The organism is Kribbella orskensis (assembly GCF_004342085.1).
GTDB lineage: Bacteria > Actinomycetota > Actinomycetes > Propionibacteriales > Kribbellaceae > Kribbella > Kribbella orskensis.
This window is the reverse complement of the sequence record NZ_SLWM01000051.1, coordinates 1-17873: the sequence shown is the minus strand read 5'-3', so window position 1 is coordinate 17873 and position 17873 is coordinate 1. Positions and strand designations below refer to the sequence as shown.

The window sequence follows — 17873 nt, the reverse complement described above, 5'->3', positions numbered from 1 at the left end:
ACCACATCGACACCCACCACGGCCACTGGACCATCACCCTCCACCACGGCACCGCCACCGTCGCCCGCCCCACCTGGGCCGAACCACACCCCACCCGAACCCGCTACCGCACCCCCACCACCAGCCACCGCGACCGCGGAGCGTCGGACAGCGCTGCCCGCAACCACGCCCACCACCCGGCACCCACCACCACCACCGGGAACACCCCGGCCGCGCAGTTCGACCCGTGGGCAGACACCGACCCGCCCGATCCAGGGCCTGGCAGCCAGACCCGTCCACCCGGCGACCCGCCCCCGGGTCACAGGGCGCTGCGCCACGCCGGCAACCCGCCAGGAGCCGCCGCAGATGGTCCGGCTGCAGATCGCGCCGATGCCGCGACGCGGGCCATCACAGAAGACGCGGACGCACGACTCGAAGCCCTTGACGCACGGCTCGATCCGTGGGGCGACCATGGCCTACCGACAGGCACGCCGACACAGACCGCCGCCGAGAACGTCGATGTGCGGTTCAACCCGTGAGGCGACCACGACCGGTCTTCCGCGAGGACGGCCATCGACTCCAGCCCGATCGACAATCCCGCCCCCGAGGCCAGTCCCGGTTCCCCATTCCGAGCAGAGCCCTGGCGCCTTCCTGACACGCGCTCCACGGAGCCCCGGCCAAGACCGCCATGCGCCCCGCCTGGCTGACGCTCTCACAGGACGCAGGGCGCCTCGTACGGGATTGGCAACTGAGGATCTTCCACTCTCGCGAGTCCATCGCCCGCCTGCCTGCCTCCGCCGCGGACCCGCAACCTGACCCGTACCTCGGAGTCGCGACGACCAACTGGCCCCTCCCGGACACCCACCCCGGCGAGGACCGCGCCGTCACCAGCGCGCCGGAGGTACCGCGTGAGCGGCGGCGTCGTCGTTGGAGCGGGCATGGGCAGATCACTCGTCCTCCGGAAGACCGGCCAGGCTAGACACCCCCTGCGCTCACCAGCGGCGACGCAGGAGGGCGAACCCGGGCTGGAGCGGCAACGCAGGAGCGGAGTGGACCCACCACCCGTACTGCGAATCCGCCCCGCCGACGGAGTGTGCCTCGACGTCACTACCCACGACGCAGGCTCGGGCCAGCACGAGCGGGCGGGAGCGGCGACGCAGGCGTGGTGCGGGCAAACCACCCGCACTCCGGATCCGCTCGCGCCGGCTAGACACCTCGCAGCCAAGAGAGCCGCGACCGAGGAGCGGCGAACCGCGGTGGGTGGGAGCCGCGGCGTAGGAGTGGCGTGGGTGACGGACGTAGTGCGGCTAGGGTCGGGGCGTGGTGGCTAAGGGGCACGAGGCTCGGGCTGAGCGGTTGCAGGGGGCGACCGGGGCGTTGGCGACGGCTGCTATTGCCGCGATGGACCAGAAGTTGCCTTGGTTCGGGGAGTTGTCGGCGCAGGACCGGTCTTGGATCGGGTTGGTGGCGCAGTCGGGGATCACCGCGTTCGTCGACTGGTTCCGGGATCCGGAGACGCACTCGTCGATGCCGACCAGGATGTTCGGCTCGGCGCCGCGGGAGTTCACCCGGGTGATCTCGCTGCACCAGACGGTGGATCTGGTCCGGACCACGATCGAGATGATCGAGAACACGATCGGTGACCTTCTCCCCGAGGACGACGTGCCGGTGGTGCGCGAGGCGATGCAGCGCTACGCCCGCGAGGTCGCCTTCGCGGCCGCGACCGTGTACGCCCAGGCGGCGGAGATGCGCGGCGCCTGGGACGCCCGGCTGGAGGCCCTGGTGGTCGACTCCGTGATCCGTGGTGAAGCAGACGAATCCGTGCGCTCCAGAGCTTCCGCCCTCGGCTGGACCGGCTCCGGTACTACGGGGTCGTCCGAGGTCGCCGTAGTCGTCGGCCGGGCTCCCTCAGCCGAGAGTGGTAGCACCAACGTGGCGGACTCGGTCCGGCACGCTGCGCGGGAGGCGGGTGCTGACGCTCTGTGCGCGATGCAGGGCGATCGACTGGTAGTAGTACTCGGTGGTACGAGTAAACCTGTCGAGATCGTACAAAAGCTCGCCGAGTGGTTCGGCCCGGGTCCGATCGTCGTCGGGCCGGTCGTGAAAGACCTGATGTCGGCCGTCACCTCGGCCCGTGCGGCGGTCGCGGGACTCCGCGCGGCACCCGCGTGGCCAGGTGCTCCGAGACCGGTGCAAGCCGATGAACTCCTGCCCGAGCGATCCCTGTCGGGAGACGGGCATGCCAGGCGCCAACTGGCCTCAGACGTCTATGGCCCGCTCACCATGGGCGACGGAGTCCTCCTGGACACCGTCACGGCATACCTCGATTCAGGTGGTTCTATCGAGGCGACGGCCCGGGCGATGTTCATCCACGCGAATACTGTCCGGTACAGGTTGAAGCGTGTGGGCGAAATCACGGGCTACTCGCCGACGAACCCCCGAGACGCTTTCACATTACGTGTCGCACTGACCCTGGGCCGCCTGCTCAACCCGGAGCCGGGTTCGTACGTTTTGTAGGATCCCTACAAAGTCTGGCCGGTAGAATTCGTGCTGCTTTGTAGCCCACGGACAGCCTGACTCAGGGAGAGTTGTCACGTGCTCGTCATCGTCGCGCCCGGGCAGGGCGCCCAGTCCCCAGGTTTCCTCGAGCCGTGGCTCGAGGACCCCGTCTTCGAGAACCGGCTGCACTGGCTGTCCGCGGTGGCCGGTCTCGACCTCGCCCACTACGGCACCAAGGCCGACGCCGACACGATCCGCGACACCGCGATCGCGCAGCCGCTGCTGGTCGCGGCCAGCATGCTGGCCGCGCTGGCGGTGTTCCCGCATCCGGGTGACGCGTTCACCAAGATGGGCGCGCTGGCCGGCCACAGCGTCGGTGAGCTCGCCGCCGCCGTCGGCGCCGGGGTGATCAGCGCCGAGCAGGCCATGGTGCTGGTCCGCGAGCGCGGCAAGGCGATGGCCTCGGCCGCCGCGCTGACCGCCACCTCGATGACCGCGGTGCTCGGCGGGGATCGCGACGAGATCCTGGCCAAGCTGGAGCAGTACGGTCTGACCCCCGCCAACGACAACGGCCCGGGCCAGATCGTCGCCGCCGGCACTGTCGAGGAGCTGGCCGCGCTGGCCGAGGACCCGCCGGCCAGGACCCGGCTGATCCCGCTCTCGGTCGCCGGCGCCTTCCACACCAAGCACATGGAGCCCGCCGTCCAGACGCTGGCCGGCTACGCCCGCTCCATCACCACGCACGACCCGCGCAGCAGGCTGATCTCGAACCGCGACGGCCAGATCGTGCACGACGGCCGCGATGTACTGCGCCGCCTGGTGCAGCAGGTCAACGCGCCGGTCCGGTGGGACCTGTGCATGCAGACGATGGCCGACCTGCAAGTCACCGGCATCCTCGAGATGACCCCGGCCGGCACACTCACCGGGATCGCCAAGCGCGCTCTGAAGGGTGTCGAGACCTTCGCTCTGAAGACGCCGGACCAGCTCGACGACGCCCGCGCGTTCGTCGACAAGCACGGCAGCCCGTCCGAGATCGACGCGTCGCCGACCTGGCGGCTGCTGGTCGCCCCGATGAAGGGCATCTTCACCCGCGCGGCGAACGTGCCGCGCGAGGCAGGTGACACCGTGGAAGCCGGAGAGGTGGTAGCGACCGTGAAGAGTCTGCGCGACGAGCTGGAGGTCCGTGCCCCGCACGGCGGCATCGTGGTCGAGTGGCTGGTCGAAGAAGGTGACCCGGTCGCCCCCGGTCAACCGCTGGTCCGTCTCCACCCGAGCGCGGTGAACTGACATGACCGGACAGATCAACGTCTCCACCGGCGCCGAGCACACCGCGGTACTGGGTCTCGGTTCGTACCGGCCGCGCCGCGTGGTGACCAACGCGGAGATCCTCGAGCAGATCGACTCCAGCGACGAGTGGATCCAGACCCGCTCCGGGATCAAGGAGCGGCGCTGGGCGTCCGAGGACGAGACGATCCTGATGATGTCGACGAACGCCGCCAAGGAGGCGCTCGCCGACTCCGGCATCGACCCGGCCCAGATCGGCTGCGTCGTCGTCGCCACCGTCACGCACCTCTACCAGACCCCGGCGATCGCGACCCAGCTCGCCGTCGCGGTCGGCGCTCCCACCGCGGCGGCCTTCGACATCTCCGCCGCCTGCGCGGGCTTCTGCTACGGCGTCTCGCTGGCCAGCGACATGGTCCGCGCCGGCAGCGCGAAGTACGTGCTGGTGATCGGGGTCGAGCGACTCAGCGACATCACCGACCGGACCGACCGCGGTACGGCGTTCATCTTCGCCGACGGCGCGGGGGCTGCCGTGATCGGGCCGTCCGACGAGCCGGGGATCGGCCCGGTCGTCTGGGGCTCCGACGGCACCCAGCACCACGTGATCAGCCAGAAGGAGTCCTGGCAGGAGGCGGCCGGCAGCTACCAGTGGCCGCACCTGACGATGGACGGCAACCCGGTGTTCCGCTGGGCCTCGTTCGAGATGGCCAAGACCGCGCAGCAGGCGCTGGACGTGGCCGGTGTGAAGGCCGAGGACCTCGACCTGTTCATCCCGCACCAGGCGAACATGCGGATCACCGACGCGATGCGCCGGACGCTGAAACTGCCCGAGCAGATCAAGGTGGCCCGCGACATCGAGCGGCAGGGCAACACCTCGGCCGCCTCGATCCCGCTCGCGATCAGCACGATGCGCGAGAACGGTGAGGCCAAGAGCGGCGATCTCGCCCTGATCATCGGCTTCGGCGCGGGCCTGGTCTTCGCCGCCCAGGTGATCCGCCTCCCTTAATAGATGTCCGGGAACGGCTCAGGTGGCCGGTCCCGGCGGACTGCAAGCACACAGAAGAAATCCGAAAGGGAACAACAGATGGCCAGCACCGAAGAGATCCGCTCCAGCCTCGCCGAGATCGTGAACGAGATCGCGGGCATCCCGGTCGAGGACGTCCAGCTGGACAAGTCCTTCACCGACGACCTCGATGTCGACTCGCTCTCGATGGTCGAGGTCGTGGTGGCCGCCGAGGAGAAGTTCAGCGTCAAGATCCCCGACGACGAGGTCAAGAACCTGAAGACCGTCGGCGACGCGGTGGCGTTCATCGAGCGCGCCCAGAACGGCTGATCGAGTTCTTCTCGATCGTGCTGGCAGCCGTGGCCGCCTCACCGGGCCGTTGCCCGGTGAGCGGCCGCCCAGCCCGTACTCCGGTCCGGCCGCCGCCGGCGCTGGCCGTTCCAGCCGGACCACCGGCATCCTGACCCCGCTCAACCACCCGCTTACTCTCGCCGAAGGATGAGGTAACCATGTCGAAGACCCGAGTCGTCGTCACCGGGCTCGGAGCCACGACCCCGGTCGGAGGCGACATCCCCAGCACCTGGGAGGCCCTGCTGGCCGGCCGGTCCGGCGCGAAGCTGCTGACCGCCGACTGGGTCGACGAGCTGCCGGTCAAGATCGCCGCTCCCGCCGCCGTCGAGCCCACCGAGGTGATCGAGCGGGTCAAGGCCCGCCGGCTGGACCGCAACGCCCAGTTCGCCATCGTCGCCTCCCGCGAAGCCTGGGCCGACTCCGGTCTGGCCGACGTCGAGCTGGACAAGACCCGTCTCGGCGTGGCGATCGCAACCGGTATCGGTGGCCTGCTGACCACCCTGACCAACTACGACGCGCTGAAGACCAGCCCGCGCCGGGTGTCGCCGCTGGCGATCCCGATGCTGATGCCGAACTCGGCCGCCGCCAACGTCGGCCTCGAGCTGGGCGCCCTGGCCGGTGTGCAGACGCCGGTCTCCGCCTGCGCCTCCAGCAACGAGGCCATCTCGCTGGCCGCCGACCAGATCCGCCTCGGCCGCGCCGACATCGTCGTCGCCGGTGGCGCCGAGGGTTCGATCGCGGGCCTGTCGATGGCCGCGTTCGGCCAGATGATGGCGCTGAGCAAGCGCAACGACGACCCCGAGCGGGCTTCCCGGCCGTGGGACGTCGACCGGGACGGCTTCCTGCTCGGCGAGGGTGCCGGCGTACTGGTGCTGGAGAACTACGATCATGCGGTCGCCCGCGGCGCGAAGATCTACGCCGAGTTCGCCGGCGCCGGCATCACCGCCGACGGCCACGACATCGTGCAGCCCGACCCGACCGGTTCGGGGGCCGAGCGCGCCATGCTGCAGGCGCTCCGCGAGGGCGACCTGGCCACCGGCGACATCGTGCACATCAACGCACACGCGACCTCCACGCCGGTCGGTGACATCGCAGAGTCGGTGGCGATCCGCAAGGCGCTCGGCGGCGCGGCCGACCACGCGATCGCCACCGCACCGAAGTCGATGATCGGGCACCTGCTCGGCGCGGCCGGAGCGGTCGAGTCGATCGCCACCGTGCTCGCCCTGCACCACCGGGTGGTGCCGCCGACGATCAACCTGGACAAGGTCGACGACGGGATCCAGCTCGACATCGCGACCGAGCAGCGCAAGCTCAGCGACGGGGACATCGCGGCACTGAACAACTCCTTCGGCTTCGGCGGACACAACGTCGCCCTCGCCTTCAAATCTGTCTGATGCAGTAAATCGGTCTGACGCAGTAAGTCAGGTTGACGTAGTTCGTCGACCTGATCGCAGTAAGTCGGTGTGACGCAGCAGGTCGGTCTGACGCGATCCGTCAGTCCGCTACGGGAGGTCCGTCTGGCGCTGTCGGTCAGACGGCCCCAGTCACTCCGTCTGACGCCGTAACTCCAGCTGACACCGCCAGTCAGCCTGACCGGGAGGACCCCCATGACCACTGCCCCCGTCAAACCGGCGAAGCTGCCCCGTGAGCACGACCCCCGCAACCCGGTCAGTCGGCTCACGGCGCTGCTCGACCCGGGAACCCTCGAGCTGATCACCGCGGACGACCTGTCCGGCATGCTCGCGGTCCGCGGCACCATCGCCGGTGCTCCCGTGGTCGCGTTCTGCTCGGACGCGACCGTGATGGGTGGCGCGATGGGTGACGAGGGCTGCGACGTCGTCGTGAAGGCCTACCAGGTCGCCCGCAGGGAGGAGCTGCCGGTCATCGGCCTGTGGCACTCCGGCGGCGCCCGGCTGGCCGAGGGAGTCCTCAGCCTGCACGCGGTCGGCAAGATCTTCTACGAGATGACCCAGGCCTCGGGCAAGATCCCGCAGATCTCGGTCGTGCTCGGCCCGGCGGCGGGCGGTGCGGCGTACGGGCCGGCGCTGACCGACGTGGTCATCCTCGGGCCGGAGGGCCGGATCTTCGTCACCGGTCCGGACGTGGTCCGCTCGGTGACGGGCGAGGACGTCGACATGCTGCGGCTGGGTGGTCCCGAGCCGCACGGCCGGCGCTCGGGAGTCGTGCACATCACCACCGACTCCGAGGCCGCCGCGATCGAGAAGGCCCGTCAGCTGGCGGACCTGTTCGCGAACCAGGGCGAGATGTCGACCGACGTGTCCGACACCGATCTGTCCGGGCTGCTGCCGGAGTCGGCGAAGCGCGCGTACGACGTCCACCCGCTCGTCGGCGGGGTGCTCGACGAGGAGTCCGGCGTCGAGCTGCACCAGCGGTGGGCGCCGAACATCGTGACCACGCTGGGCCGGCTCGGTGGCCGGACCGTCGGCGTGATCGCGAACAACCCGCTCCGGCTCGGCGGCTGCCTCGACGCGTTGTCGGCGGAGAAGGCGTCCCGCTTCGTGCGGATGTGCGATGCGCTCGGAGTACCGATGGTCGTGCTGGTCGACGTACCGGGGTACCTGCCGGGTGTCGGCCAGGAGTGGGACGGCGTCGTACGGCGTGGCGCCAAGCTGCTGCACGCCTTCGCGGAGTCGGTCGTACCACGGGTGACCCTGGTGACCCGCAAGACGTACGGCGGCGCCTACATCGCCATGAACGCGCGGTCCCTCGGGGCGACCCGGGTGTTCGCGTGGCCGCGGGCCGAGGTGGCCGTGATGGGTGCGGTCGCCGCGATCCGGGTCCTGCATCGCCGCAAGCTCGCGGAGGTCGCCCCCGAGCTGCGCCCGCAGGTCGAGGCCGAGCTGGCCGCCGAGCACGAGAAGATTGCCGGCGGCATCGAGCGCGCCATCGAGATCGGCGTCGTCGACGAGGTCGTCGAACCCGCCAAGACCCGCACCGCGTTGGCCACCGCGATCGCCAACGCCGAAGCCGACGGCCGGGTCCGCGGCCGCCACGGCAACATCCCGCTGTAAGCCCTCTGTCCCGTTACGTCCGACGAAGCGAGGTCTATAGCCCCTCGCTTCTTCGGACGTAAAAGAGCACAAAAGTGAAGGGCGCGGACCGTGAGGTCCGCGCCCTTCAAGTGGTGCGGCCGCTGTTTGCGACAACCGGGGGTGTCCCGACACCCGGTGGCCCAGCGGCCACGGCTCCTCCCAACCCTGGTGGAACGTCTGACACACAGCATCATCGAAAAGTTATAAGAAAGCTCCACCTTTGAGCGCTTTCTTCTGAAGTTCTCAGGTTTCCTCTCAGGCTCCTCAGACAACCTGGTGCAGCCACCGGACCGGGGCGCCGTCGCCCGCGTACCGGAAGGGCTCCAACTCGTCGTCCCAGGGGCGGCCGAGCAAACGCTCGACTTCCTCGGTCAGGTCGGCTTCACCGCTCGCAGCCTTCAGCATCGCGGCCTTCAGCCGCTCCTCGGGCACCATGATGTCGCCGTGAACGCCGGTAGTCGCGTGAAAGACGCCGAGGGTCGGGGTGAAGGAATAGCGCTCGCCCTCGACGCCGTTGCTCGGTTCCTCGGTGACCTCGAAGCGCAACTTCTGCCAGCCGCGCAGAGCGGACGCCAGTTTGGCCGCCGTACCGGCCTCGGCCTGCCACGACAGCTCGGCCCGGTAGGTGCCCTGGGCCGCGGGCTGCGGCGTCCAGTCGAGTTTCACAGGCACGCCAAGGATGCCGCCCGCTGCCCACTCGACATGCGGGCACAACGCTGACGGCACCGTGTGGACGTAAAGAACGCCACGAGTCGTCGCCACCGGGACCTCCTGTGCTCGAGGGGCGCCTTCCCCAGCGTTCTCGAACACGTCTTCGTCAATCCCGGACGGCGAGCACCATCTTGCACCACCTACCCCTCCAACACCAGCAACCTCGCCGTGTCAACTACATCACCGTCGTGTCGCAATCCATCCCCGTACTTCGGACAGTCCTGCCGGCCCGTCGCTTTCAGACGGACGAGCGGACCACCAGGCGGTAGATCCCGACCTCACAGCGTCGTGGCGATATCTGCGCGTCAGGCAACGTGGTGCAGCGCTCCTGCCGACGAACCCCCGCACTCGCAACCCCAATAGACCCCGGCTGGCGGGTTGTTCGGCCGCTTGCGTCTTGTACGGCGCCACCGGCCGAACAGCCCGCCACCGAAACGGCGAACCACCCTGACCTCAGCGCGTTTAGGCCCGCGAACGCCGAGAGCCCGCCGTACCGGAGTATGGCGGGCTCTCGTGCGGGCAGGCTTACGGGAAGCGGGAGGCGAGGGCTATGCAGGCGCCTGCTGCGGCGAGGGTGAAGAGCATGGCGATGCCGGCGAAGCGGGACGTCACCTCTTTGTCGACCTTGTCGTAGCCGACCGAGGAGCCGATGTCCTTGTAGACGTCCTCGAGCTCGCCCGCGGACTCGGCCGTGTAGGCCTCGCCGCCGGTGATCTCGGCGACGCTGCGCAGTTCGGCACGGTCCGGTGGGACCCGCTGCCGGATGCCGTCCATCTCGATGAAGCCGGAGTCGGTACCGAAGGTGATCGTGTAGACCGGCGTGTTCTTCGCCTTGGCGGCCTGAGCGGCTTCCTGGGCGGTGCGGCCGACCGTGCGCTTGCCGTCGGACAGCAGCACGATGCGGGCCGGGGCCGGGTCGTTGGGGTGCTCCGGGTCCGGCGGGACCTGGGTGAGCGCCTGCAGCGAGGTGAAGATACCCTCGCCGGTCGCGGTGGACTCGGCCAGCTCGAGACCGTCGATCGACCGCTGCACGGTGGCCCGGTCGGTCGTCGGCGGGACGATGATGGACGCCGTACCGGCGAAGTTGACCAGCGCGACGTTGAACTTGGCGGGCAGCTGGTCGACGAAGTTCTTCGCCGACTTCTTCGCCGCCTCCAACCGGTTCGGGTCGACGTCGGTCGCCATCATCGAGAGCGAGACGTCGATCGCGACGACGATAGTGGCCCGCTCGCGCGGCACCTTGACCTCGGCCTTCGGCTGGGCGAACGCGAGGATGCAGGACGCGGTCGCGAGCAGCGCGAGCACCACGGCAACATGACGACGCCACTGCGGGCGGCGTGGAGCGACCCGGTCCAGCAGCGCGATGTTGGTGAAGCGCAGCGCGTACTGCGCGCGCCGGTGCTGCAGGAAGATGTACCCCGCGACGACGAGCGGGATGAACAGCAGGAACCACAATCGGGCCGGAGACAGGAACTCCATCAGCGAGCCACTCCCTTCGGCGGTTGGTGCAGGCGGGGCGCCACTCGCCGGTAGGCGAGGACGAATCGCACGGTGTCAGCAACCCAGTCACGGTCGGTGCGCAGAACCAGGTGCCCAGCACCTACCCTACGCAGGGCGGTCCTGGTTCGTTCCCGCTGCGCTAGCGCGGCCGCGGCGTACTCCTCGCGGACCCGGCGCTTGCGCGTGTCGATCTCGCGGATCGAGCCGGTCTCGGGGTCGCCGATCATGACGACGCCGATATTCGGTAGTTCCAGCTCGCGCGGGTCGATGATCTCGACCGCGAGCACCTGGTGCTGCGCGGTCAGTTTGCGCATCGGGCGTTCCCAGGACGGCTCCATCCGGCTGTCGACCTCGCCGTCCTCGGGGGTGAGGAAGTCGGACACAATCACCCGCAGGCCGCGCTTGCGCTGCGTGCGCGCCATCGAGTCCAGCGCGCCGGCCAGGTCGCTGCGGGCCTGGTGATCGCCATGGTCGGTCTCCGCGAGCAGCGCCCGCAACAGCCCGTACAGAGCCAGACGGCCGGACCGAGCGGGCCAGCGGCGCAGGGTAGAGTCGCGCAGCATCAGACCACCGAAGCGGTCCCCCAGCCGGTGGGTGAGGAACCCGACGGTCGCGACCGCGGCGACGGCGAGCTCGCGCTTCTCCATCTGGGACGTGCCGAAGTCCATCGAGGCGGACAGGTCGACCATCGCCCAGGTCTCCAGCTCGCGGTCCGCGATCAGGTCGCGGACGTGCGGGACCGTAGTACGGGCGGTGACGGCCCAGTCCATCCGGCGTACGTCGTCGCCGACCTGGTACTCGCGGGCCTCGGCCAGCTCGGTACCAGGGCCTGGCAGCAGGCCGAGGTGCTCACCGTGCAGGTAACCCTCGAGCCGCCGTACGACCGTCAGCTCGAGCCGGCGCAGGGCGCGCTCGGGAGCGAGCTGCGAGATCGTCATCGCGGTCCGAGGGTCCGGTCGGTTGGCCATGGCTCAGTGTCCCGCGTCCGAGGTGGCTTGAGTGATTGCGGTGGTCAGGTGCGTGCATCGCGGTGCCGGACGAGCGTCCTCGATGCGGAGCATCGTGGATGCTTGGCCGGTGCCGTGAGGTGCGTGGCTGGGCGCCGCAAGCGCCAAGTCACCTCGGACGCGGGACACTAAACGAATTCCGGCCGGCCGGTGCCGTCGTTGCCGTCGCGCCAGACGGGCTGCGGCGGGGGCACGGTGGCAAGGATCCGCTCGATCACCGCGCGCGGGTCGATGTTGTCGGCGACCGCGTCGAAGGTCAGGCCGAGCCGGTGGCCCATCACGTCCAGCGCGACGGTCTGGATGTCGCTCGGCAGCAGGTAGTCGCGACCGTGGATCAGCGCGAGCCCCCGGCCGGCCGAGATGAGGCCGAGGGTGGCGCGCGGGCTGACGCCGAGCTCGATGATCGGCTCGAGGTCGGGCAGGTGGAAGTCGGACGGGGTCCGGGTCGCCATCACCAGACGTACCGCGTACTCCGCGACCAGGTTGTGGACGAAGACCTGCTCGGCCGAGCGCTGCAGCTCCATGATCGTCTCGGGCTTCAGCACCTGCCGCGGCTGCGGCGGGTCCACGCTCATCCGGCGGAGGATCTCGAACTCCTCGTGCCCGCGCGGGTGCGGTACGTCGATCTTGACCAGGAACCGGTCCCGCTGCGCCTCGGGCAGCGGGTAGACGCCCTCGGACTCGATCGGGTTCTGGGTGGCGATCACGATGAACGGCTTCGGCATCGGGAAGGTCTGGCCGCCGATCGACACCTGCCGCTCGGCCATCAGCTCCAGCATCGCCGACTGCACCTTGGCCGGCGCCCGGTTCACCTCGTCGGCGAGGACGAAGTTCACGAAGGTCGGGCCGAGCTCGATGTCGAACGCCTCGCGGGTCTGCCGGTAGATCCGGGTACCGACGATGTCGGAGGGCACCAGGTCGGGGGTGAACTGGATCCGGGCGAACGAGCCGCCGACCACCGAGGCGAAGGTCCGGACGGCGAGCGTCTTGGCGACGCCGGGAACGCCCTCGAGCAGGCAGTGCCCCTTGGCGAGCAACGACACCATCAGCGTCTCGACCATGTGCTCCTGGCCGACGATGACGCGCTTGACCTCGTTGATGGCCTCGCCGATCAAATGGGACTGCTGGGCCACTGACCCTGCCGGCACAGTGGTTTCGGTCATGCCTGTCCTCCCGGGGTCCACACGGACCTTGTGTGCGCTCGGTAACTGCCGCCATTCCATCAGATCGCCGGGTCCGGGCACGAGCACGCCCCGCCCGGCTCCCCTCCTATCCTCCCCACCACCCCAAATCCGAACACCCTCCACCCCGTACGCCGTACGAATAGGCCCCTGGTACTGCGCCCGCACTCGCGCAGGCAGGGCGTTCGCCTTGGCGCAGGTGGGGCGTGCGCCCAGGCTCGGGTACGGCGTGGGCCCGGCGAGGCGGCGGGGCCGCTGGCTCGGGTGAGGCGTGGCCAAGCCCGGGCGGCGGCGTGCGTGCTGGGCCGGTCCGGAGCCCGGGTACGGCCTCCACGCAGGCGGCGTACGGGCGGCCGCGGGCGGCGTGCGAGCGGACTCGGGTGCGGCATACGCAGCGGGCAGGCGGCGGTGTGCCGACTCCGCAGGACACAGGCGAAGGCGGTGCGTGCCCGGTCGGGTACGGCGTACGGGCGGGTGACGGGGAGGGTGTTGGTGGGCTTGGGCGACACTGCTACCGGGTGTGTGGTGGGATTGGTGGTGATGACCGCGACCGACTCCCACACAGCGACCGCGCCGGCTACAGCTCCGGACGCGGGGTCGGCGCGGGTGCTCCCGGACGCTCTGCCGCTGCTGCCGGAGGATCCGCCGCGGGTCGGGGACTTCTGGTTGCGCGCGCGGCTGGGGGCGAACGCGGCAGGCTACCTGTACTCGGCGAGTGACGAGACCGGCCGCGACGCGGTGGTCGCGATGATGACCGAGGGCTCAGCCGACGACGCCGCTGCGCGGGATCGGTTCGTCACCGCGGTGGACGATCTCCCGCAGGAAGCGGTCCTCGCGCACAACGATGTGGACGATGACGACCTGGCGCTCTGGGTCGCGCTCGGCCCGGTTCGCCCTGAGGACGGTTCCAGCGCCGCCGCGGACGAGCGGCTGATCGCCGAACGCCGGGGCGAGGAGGTGCTGTCCGCGGTACTGATGGACCGGATCCCTCAGCTCGGCCGGTTCCGCGGACCCGATTACCGGCACCACTGGGAGAACCGCCGGCGCCCGGGCCTGTTCCGGATCTGGCCGCTCCCCTGGCCCGCCGTACTGCGGCCCGCCTCCACGCTCGCGTTGATCCTGTCGCTGCTGACGATGGCGATCATCATGGCGATCGCGGTTCTGGTCGCCTGGCTGCTGTTCCGCAACGCCCCCGAGGTGGACCCGGAGCCGGTGATCCCGAGCCCGAGCGGCACAGCCACGGTCACAGTCACCCCGACCACCCCGCCGCCCGGCACCGGTTCGCCGACCACGAGCGGCCCGGGTTCACCGGGCACCAGCACGACGCCGGGCCCGTCCCCGAGCGGCGGCACCACCAGTGGCCCGATCCCGACCGAAGGTCCCGTGAGCCCGGGCGGTACCCCCACAAACCCGGGCGACCGCTTCTAACCACTGACGCAGCATCACCGTCGGCGCAGCACCACCACTGACGCAGCACCCACCACCAACGCGGGACTGGTGCGCCATACCAGGGCGCGCCGTCGGCATCGGTAGCGCTCGTCGGCGCGCCGCCTGGCAACGCCCAGCCCGTGGCCTGCTGGCGAGGTTGATGAGCGGTGGCCGTCCGCTGGATCACCCCGCTCCATGCTCGCGCTCGTCGCGACCGTCGCCACTCGGCCGAAGTATCACCAACGCCCTGCGAGTAGGGCTAGCTGGGTTTGGAGTGTAGGTCCGGCTTGCGACGGAAGAGGGCGATCACCGCGATCAGGCTGACCACCGCCCAGCTGCCCTCCAGGAGCAGGAAGCCCCAGGAACTCTCGGCCGCGGCGATCGCGGCTAGGACCGCGGAGCCAACGAGGTTCAGCAGTTGGTAGGTCCAGGTGCGTTGTTCGAGCCGGCCCGCCTGGGAGGCGGCGAACGCGACCAGGATTGTCACGGCTCCGGCGATTTCGAGGACGTCGACAGGATGCATCTCGAGGCCCCTCCAGGGGCGGGCGCCGTCTTTGCTCCACCGGGTACGGCGCCATCTCGTCCGGGGCCCGCCAGACCGGCGGGCCTCACACCAGCTTACCTGGGAAGATCTACGGGGAATCGCGAATCGTGGTTGCCTTGGTCACCAACCGGGCGGCGACCGCGGCCGGGAGTCGGGCCGCCGTCGATCACCAAGTTCTGCAGTTCGAGCCGGCCGGCATGGTCGGTGCCGGCGATGATCCCGATTGCGTCGCAGCTCGATCATTCCAACATCGTTTGCCTTGAGCAACGAGCTCGCGCACACCCCGGGCTCGACTAGTCCAGGAGTCTGAGCAGTTCCTCGTCGTTCCAGAGCGCGGCCGGAACAGATTGTCGGACCAGCGCCGCGTCCGCGCGGATCTCCGCCTGGCTGGCAGCTCCGATCAACACCGAGGTGACGGCGGGATGCCTTCCAGGAAAGGCGAGCGCGGCCTGCGGCAGGGATACGCCGTACCGCTCGCAGACGGCCGAGATCCGGCGCGCCAGAATGGTGGCCGCATCGGTCGCGTGCTCCGGCCGGTCGGTCTGCAGCACCTGCGGAGTCAGTACTCCGGACACGATCGCGGCGACCCCTCGAGCCTGGCACCGATCGAGCAAGGGTGCCGCGGAACGGTCGAGCAGGGAGTACTGACCAGCGAGCAGAACCGCGTTGAGGTCGGTATCGCGGACGAACCGGTCGAGCAACCGCCAGTCGTCCATCGCGGCCCCGATCGCGGTGATCGCACCTTGCTCGCGGAGTTCGCGCAGCACCGGATAGGCCTCGTCGAGCGCCTGTTGCGTGTGCTCTCCGGGGTCGTCCAGGAACACCAGGTCGACATCGAGCTCGAGCCGGTCGGAGCTCTCCACCAGCGACCGCTTGATCCCGTCGGCCGAGAAGTCGACGCTGCCATCAGCGAGCCGGCCGACCTTGGTCGAGACGAGGAACTCCCCGCGCGGCCGGCGGGCGAGCGCAGTACCGAAGCGGCGTTCGGACTGGCCGCGGCCGTAGAGCGGCGAGGTGACGAAGAACCGGATCCCGGCCTGGTACGCCGCGTCGATGGTGGCCGTCGCGATCGCGTCACCGTCCGGACCCGGCAGTTCGCCGATCGGCGAACCATCGAGCCCGAAGCGGGGTGGCCGGAATCTCGTCATGATCCTGGGTGAGAGCAGTTGGCTGGGAGCGGTCATCGCAGTGATTCCTCCCTGGTCGGCACCACTACCAGGATCGGGGGTCTGCGACGACCTCGCATCTCGAACGTCCCAGCCGAGCCGTCGCAACGCAAGCCCCTTCCCGCAGCGAACCGGTCCGCGCCGAACTGTCAGCGGCCCGAGTCGTACAGGGCCTTCACCTCCGTCGAGGTCAGCGCGCGGTCGAACAGGTGCACCTGGTCGACGGTCCCGTCGAGGTAGTCGACCTGGTTGCCGCCGAACTCGGCCCGGCCGATCACCGTGTTGCCGGTGGGGGTGGCGTCCAGGCTGCAAGCGCTCTTGGTGGCCACAAGCGCGCCGTCGACGTACAGCCTCAGCTCGCCCTGCGCGGCGTCGCGGACACCGGTCAGGTGATACCACTGCCCCGGCGTCGGCTTGCCCGCTCGGATGGAAGGCCAGGTGCCGCGGTCCCGCGCCGGCCTCTACTGTGGCCTGGGAGCTCAGAGCCAACGGCAATGTCCCCCGAGCCGTAGTTGGCGCTCAGCAAGTACTTGCCATCAGCAACCAGTGCGGGATGGCACGGCGCGAATCCGCCGTTCGGCTGACGGTTGAGCACTCGCAACTTGCCCGGAGCATCAACCGCGACCGCGGTGACGCCACCCGCCGCCTGCTCGTTCACGGCGTAGCAGGTTGCGACCGAGGACGACGGATCAGGAACTGTGGTTGCAATCTACGCAACAGGAACGCTGAGCCAGGCCGGATCACCCGGGGGCGAGCTGAAGCTGACCGAGGTGCCGAGCCTGCTCCGACCGAGGTAGCGCGGGTCCACCGTGTCCACCACGAGCACGAGGTGATGCCCCGCCGCGACCTCCCAGCTCGTCGCCTCCAGCTTGAAGTCGAACGGTACGGCGCGGCCGGGTGTTGCCCCGCGCAACGTGTACGGCTTGTGCGAGACGAGCGACCCGACGCCCAGCGCGTCAACGTCGTACAGGTAGGCGAAGAGCGAGGTGTCGCGGCCGCTCGGCGTGACGGTGACATGCAGCCGCGGCGTGCCGTTCAGTACTGCAGGCGAGCTGTAGGTCGGGCCCGACCAGACCCCCGCGAAGGTGCGATCGACCAGTGGCGTCGCGACTCCCACCGGGATCGACAGGAGCCCTTGCAATGCGCCCGATACCAGTGCGATCCCGCTGTCGGCCAACGTCGGAACGCCTGCGCCGATGCCATTGGACCAGCCGGTCGCAGCTTTGCTCTGCAGCCCGCCGGTCCGGGACAACCCGGCCGGCTTCGACAGGTACGAAGTCTTCGGCGATCCGACGGCAGCCCAGTTCGGGTAGCCACGCCAGACGTTGCGCTGCGACTTGAGCTGGACAGGCGCTTCCGCATCGGCGCCATTGTCCGCGCCGGTCAGGTAGTGCCGCAGCCAGGGAGCCAGCTCGTCCCACGTCTCGTTGGGCAGGCCGATCGCCCCGGTCAACTCGGGGGTCGCGTGGTCGCCGTGCGCCAGGAGGAGTCGCTTCGGCCCGGTGAGCCTGGTGAAGAAGTCGGTGTACTGCGTGGGCGGGAAGATCGAGTCCTCGAACGCGTTGGCGAGGAACACGGCCGGCTGGTTCGCGTTGATCCGGTCGATCACCGTCGCCGCGGACCGCACCGGCGCGAGCTGCTTCGCCTCCGTGATCGCGCCGTCGTAATCGCCAACCAGGAACTTGGCCTGCAGCGATCGCATCTCGGGCCCGGGCCGCCCGGTGATGTTGCCCAGCGCAAGGAGTCCCGCGACGGACTGCAGCGCGACCGTCTCGTTGGGGTTGAGCGAGGCGATCAGATCGGCCCAGCCGCTGAGTGCGCCGACCGCCTTGATCCGGGGATCCTGCGCGCTGGCCAGCAAGGAGACGCCGGCGCCGTAAGAGATGCCGACCGCGGCCACCCTGTCGGTATCAGCCGCCGTGTGCTCGACCGCCCAGTCGATCACCTCGCTGACATCGGCCACGGTAGGCGGCCCCGCGATGTCGATGCCACCGGCGGAGTCCCAGAAGCCACGGCTGGAGTACGAGATCACTTGGAACCCGGCCTTGGCGAGCTTGGTGCCCTGGCCGACGTACTGGCTCTTCGGAGTTGAGCGTGGGTGAGCCGTTCGTCACTGTCGGCGTGGCGTAGGCGGGGAAGGGGTCAGGGCCTTCACGATCAGCAGCGACCA

General features: G+C 69.6%; 16 protein-coding genes, 2 pseudogenes and 1 riboswitch. Of the genes and pseudogenes, 8 read left to right on the top strand and 10 right to left on the bottom strand.

All coding sequences use genetic code 11. From position 1 onward, the window contains the following. The 7 genes and pseudogenes from EV644_RS45035 to EV644_RS43795 all read left to right on the top strand — a co-directional run. Positions 1–518, top strand: a pseudogene (locus EV644_RS45035) (hypothetical protein); the annotation flags it as partial. Positions 519–1299: 781 nt separating this feature from the next. Continuing rightward, positions 1300–2496: a PucR family transcriptional regulator gene (locus EV644_RS43820; protein ID WP_241999171.1), complete on the top strand. Its 1197-nt coding sequence runs from the start codon at positions 1300–1302 to the stop codon at positions 2494–2496. 78 nt (positions 2497–2574) lie between these two features. Beyond that, positions 2575–3765, top strand: a complete 1191-nt coding sequence (locus EV644_RS43815) for an acyltransferase domain-containing protein (RefSeq protein ID WP_132193943.1) — start codon at positions 2575–2577, stop codon at positions 3763–3765. Between the two features lies 1 nt (position 3766). Beyond that, a complete protein-coding gene (locus tag EV644_RS43810) occupies positions 3767–4765 on the top strand; it encodes a beta-ketoacyl-ACP synthase III (RefSeq protein ID WP_132193945.1) in 999 nt (332 codons plus the stop codon). A gap of 78 nt (positions 4766–4843) precedes the next feature. Then, positions 4844–5092 carry an acyl carrier protein gene (locus tag EV644_RS43805; RefSeq protein ID WP_012920191.1) on the top strand — a complete coding sequence of 83 codons (249 nt, stop codon included), beginning with the start codon at positions 4844–4846 and terminating at the stop codon, positions 5090–5092. Between the two features lie 179 nt (positions 5093–5271). Then, positions 5272–6507 (top strand): beta-ketoacyl-[acyl-carrier-protein] synthase family protein, encoded by a 1236-nt coding sequence (locus EV644_RS43800; protein WP_132193947.1) that lies wholly within the window; start codon positions 5272–5274, stop codon positions 6505–6507. Positions 6508–6720: 213 nt separating this feature from the next. After that, positions 6721–8145 carry an acyl-CoA carboxylase subunit beta gene (locus EV644_RS43795; protein ID WP_132193949.1) on the top strand — a complete coding sequence of 475 codons (1425 nt, stop codon included), beginning with the start codon at positions 6721–6723 and terminating at the stop codon, positions 8143–8145. Positions 8146–8430: 285 nt separating this feature from the next. Here EV644_RS43795 and EV644_RS43790 read toward each other — a convergent pair whose 3' ends face one another. The 4 genes from EV644_RS43790 to EV644_RS43775 form a co-directional block, all read right to left on the bottom strand. Then, positions 8431–8928: a DUF3145 domain-containing protein gene (locus EV644_RS43790; protein WP_132193951.1), complete on the bottom strand. Its 498-nt coding sequence runs from the start codon at positions 8926–8928 to the stop codon at positions 8431–8433. A gap of 474 nt (positions 8929–9402) precedes the next feature. Then, positions 9403–10356 (bottom strand): VWA domain-containing protein, encoded by a 954-nt coding sequence (locus tag EV644_RS43785; RefSeq protein WP_132193953.1) that lies wholly within the window; start codon positions 10354–10356, stop codon positions 9403–9405. Further along, positions 10356–11315, bottom strand: a complete 960-nt coding sequence (locus tag EV644_RS43780; protein ID WP_132193955.1) for a DUF58 domain-containing protein — start codon at positions 11313–11315, stop codon at positions 10356–10358. Before EV644_RS43780 ends, EV644_RS43785 begins: the two co-directional genes overlap by 1 nt. A gap of 197 nt (positions 11316–11512) precedes the next feature. Then, entirely contained in the window at positions 11513–12547 is a 1035-nt protein-coding gene (locus EV644_RS43775; protein WP_132193957.1) for an AAA family ATPase, read from the bottom strand. Positions 12548–13105: 558 nt separating this feature from the next. On the opposite strand from EV644_RS43775, the gene EV644_RS43770 reads away from it, so the two are divergent. Continuing rightward, positions 13106–13993 (top strand): hypothetical protein, encoded by an 888-nt coding sequence (locus tag EV644_RS43770; RefSeq protein WP_132193959.1) that lies wholly within the window; start codon positions 13106–13108, stop codon positions 13991–13993. Positions 13994–14252: 259 nt separating this feature from the next. Here EV644_RS43770 and EV644_RS43765 read toward each other — a convergent pair whose 3' ends face one another. The 6 genes and pseudogenes from EV644_RS43765 to EV644_RS47445 all read right to left on the bottom strand — a co-directional run. After that, a complete protein-coding gene (locus tag EV644_RS43765) occupies positions 14253–14516 on the bottom strand; it encodes a CBU_0592 family membrane protein (protein ID WP_132193961.1) in 264 nt (87 codons plus the stop codon). A 19-nt stretch (positions 14517–14535) separates the two neighbouring features. Then, positions 14536–14603, bottom strand: a riboswitch (guanidine-III (ykkC-III) riboswitch). A gap of 227 nt (positions 14604–14830) precedes the next feature. Beyond that, on the bottom strand, positions 14831–15721 hold the full coding sequence (locus tag EV644_RS43760) for an aldo/keto reductase (RefSeq protein ID WP_199240388.1): 891 nt from the start codon (positions 15719–15721) through the stop codon (positions 14831–14833). 131 nt (positions 15722–15852) lie between these two features. Next, complete coding sequence (locus tag EV644_RS43755; protein ID WP_241999192.1) at positions 15853–16092, bottom strand: LamG-like jellyroll fold domain-containing protein; 240 nt, start codon at positions 16090–16092, stop codon at positions 15853–15855. Next, positions 16089–16361, bottom strand: a complete 273-nt coding sequence (locus tag EV644_RS48085; protein WP_158293118.1) for a beta-propeller fold lactonase family protein — start codon at positions 16359–16361, stop codon at positions 16089–16091. Before EV644_RS48085 ends, EV644_RS43755 begins: the two co-directional genes overlap by 4 nt. Positions 16362–16412: 51 nt before the next feature. Next, positions 16413–17156, bottom strand: a complete 744-nt coding sequence (locus EV644_RS47450; RefSeq protein WP_255513808.1) for a CocE/NonD family hydrolase C-terminal non-catalytic domain-containing protein — start codon at positions 17154–17156, stop codon at positions 16413–16415. A gap of 21 nt (positions 17157–17177) precedes the next feature. Then, positions 17178–17762, bottom strand: a pseudogene (locus tag EV644_RS47445) (alpha/beta fold hydrolase); the annotation flags it as partial. Positions 17763–17873: the final 111 nt, after the last annotated feature.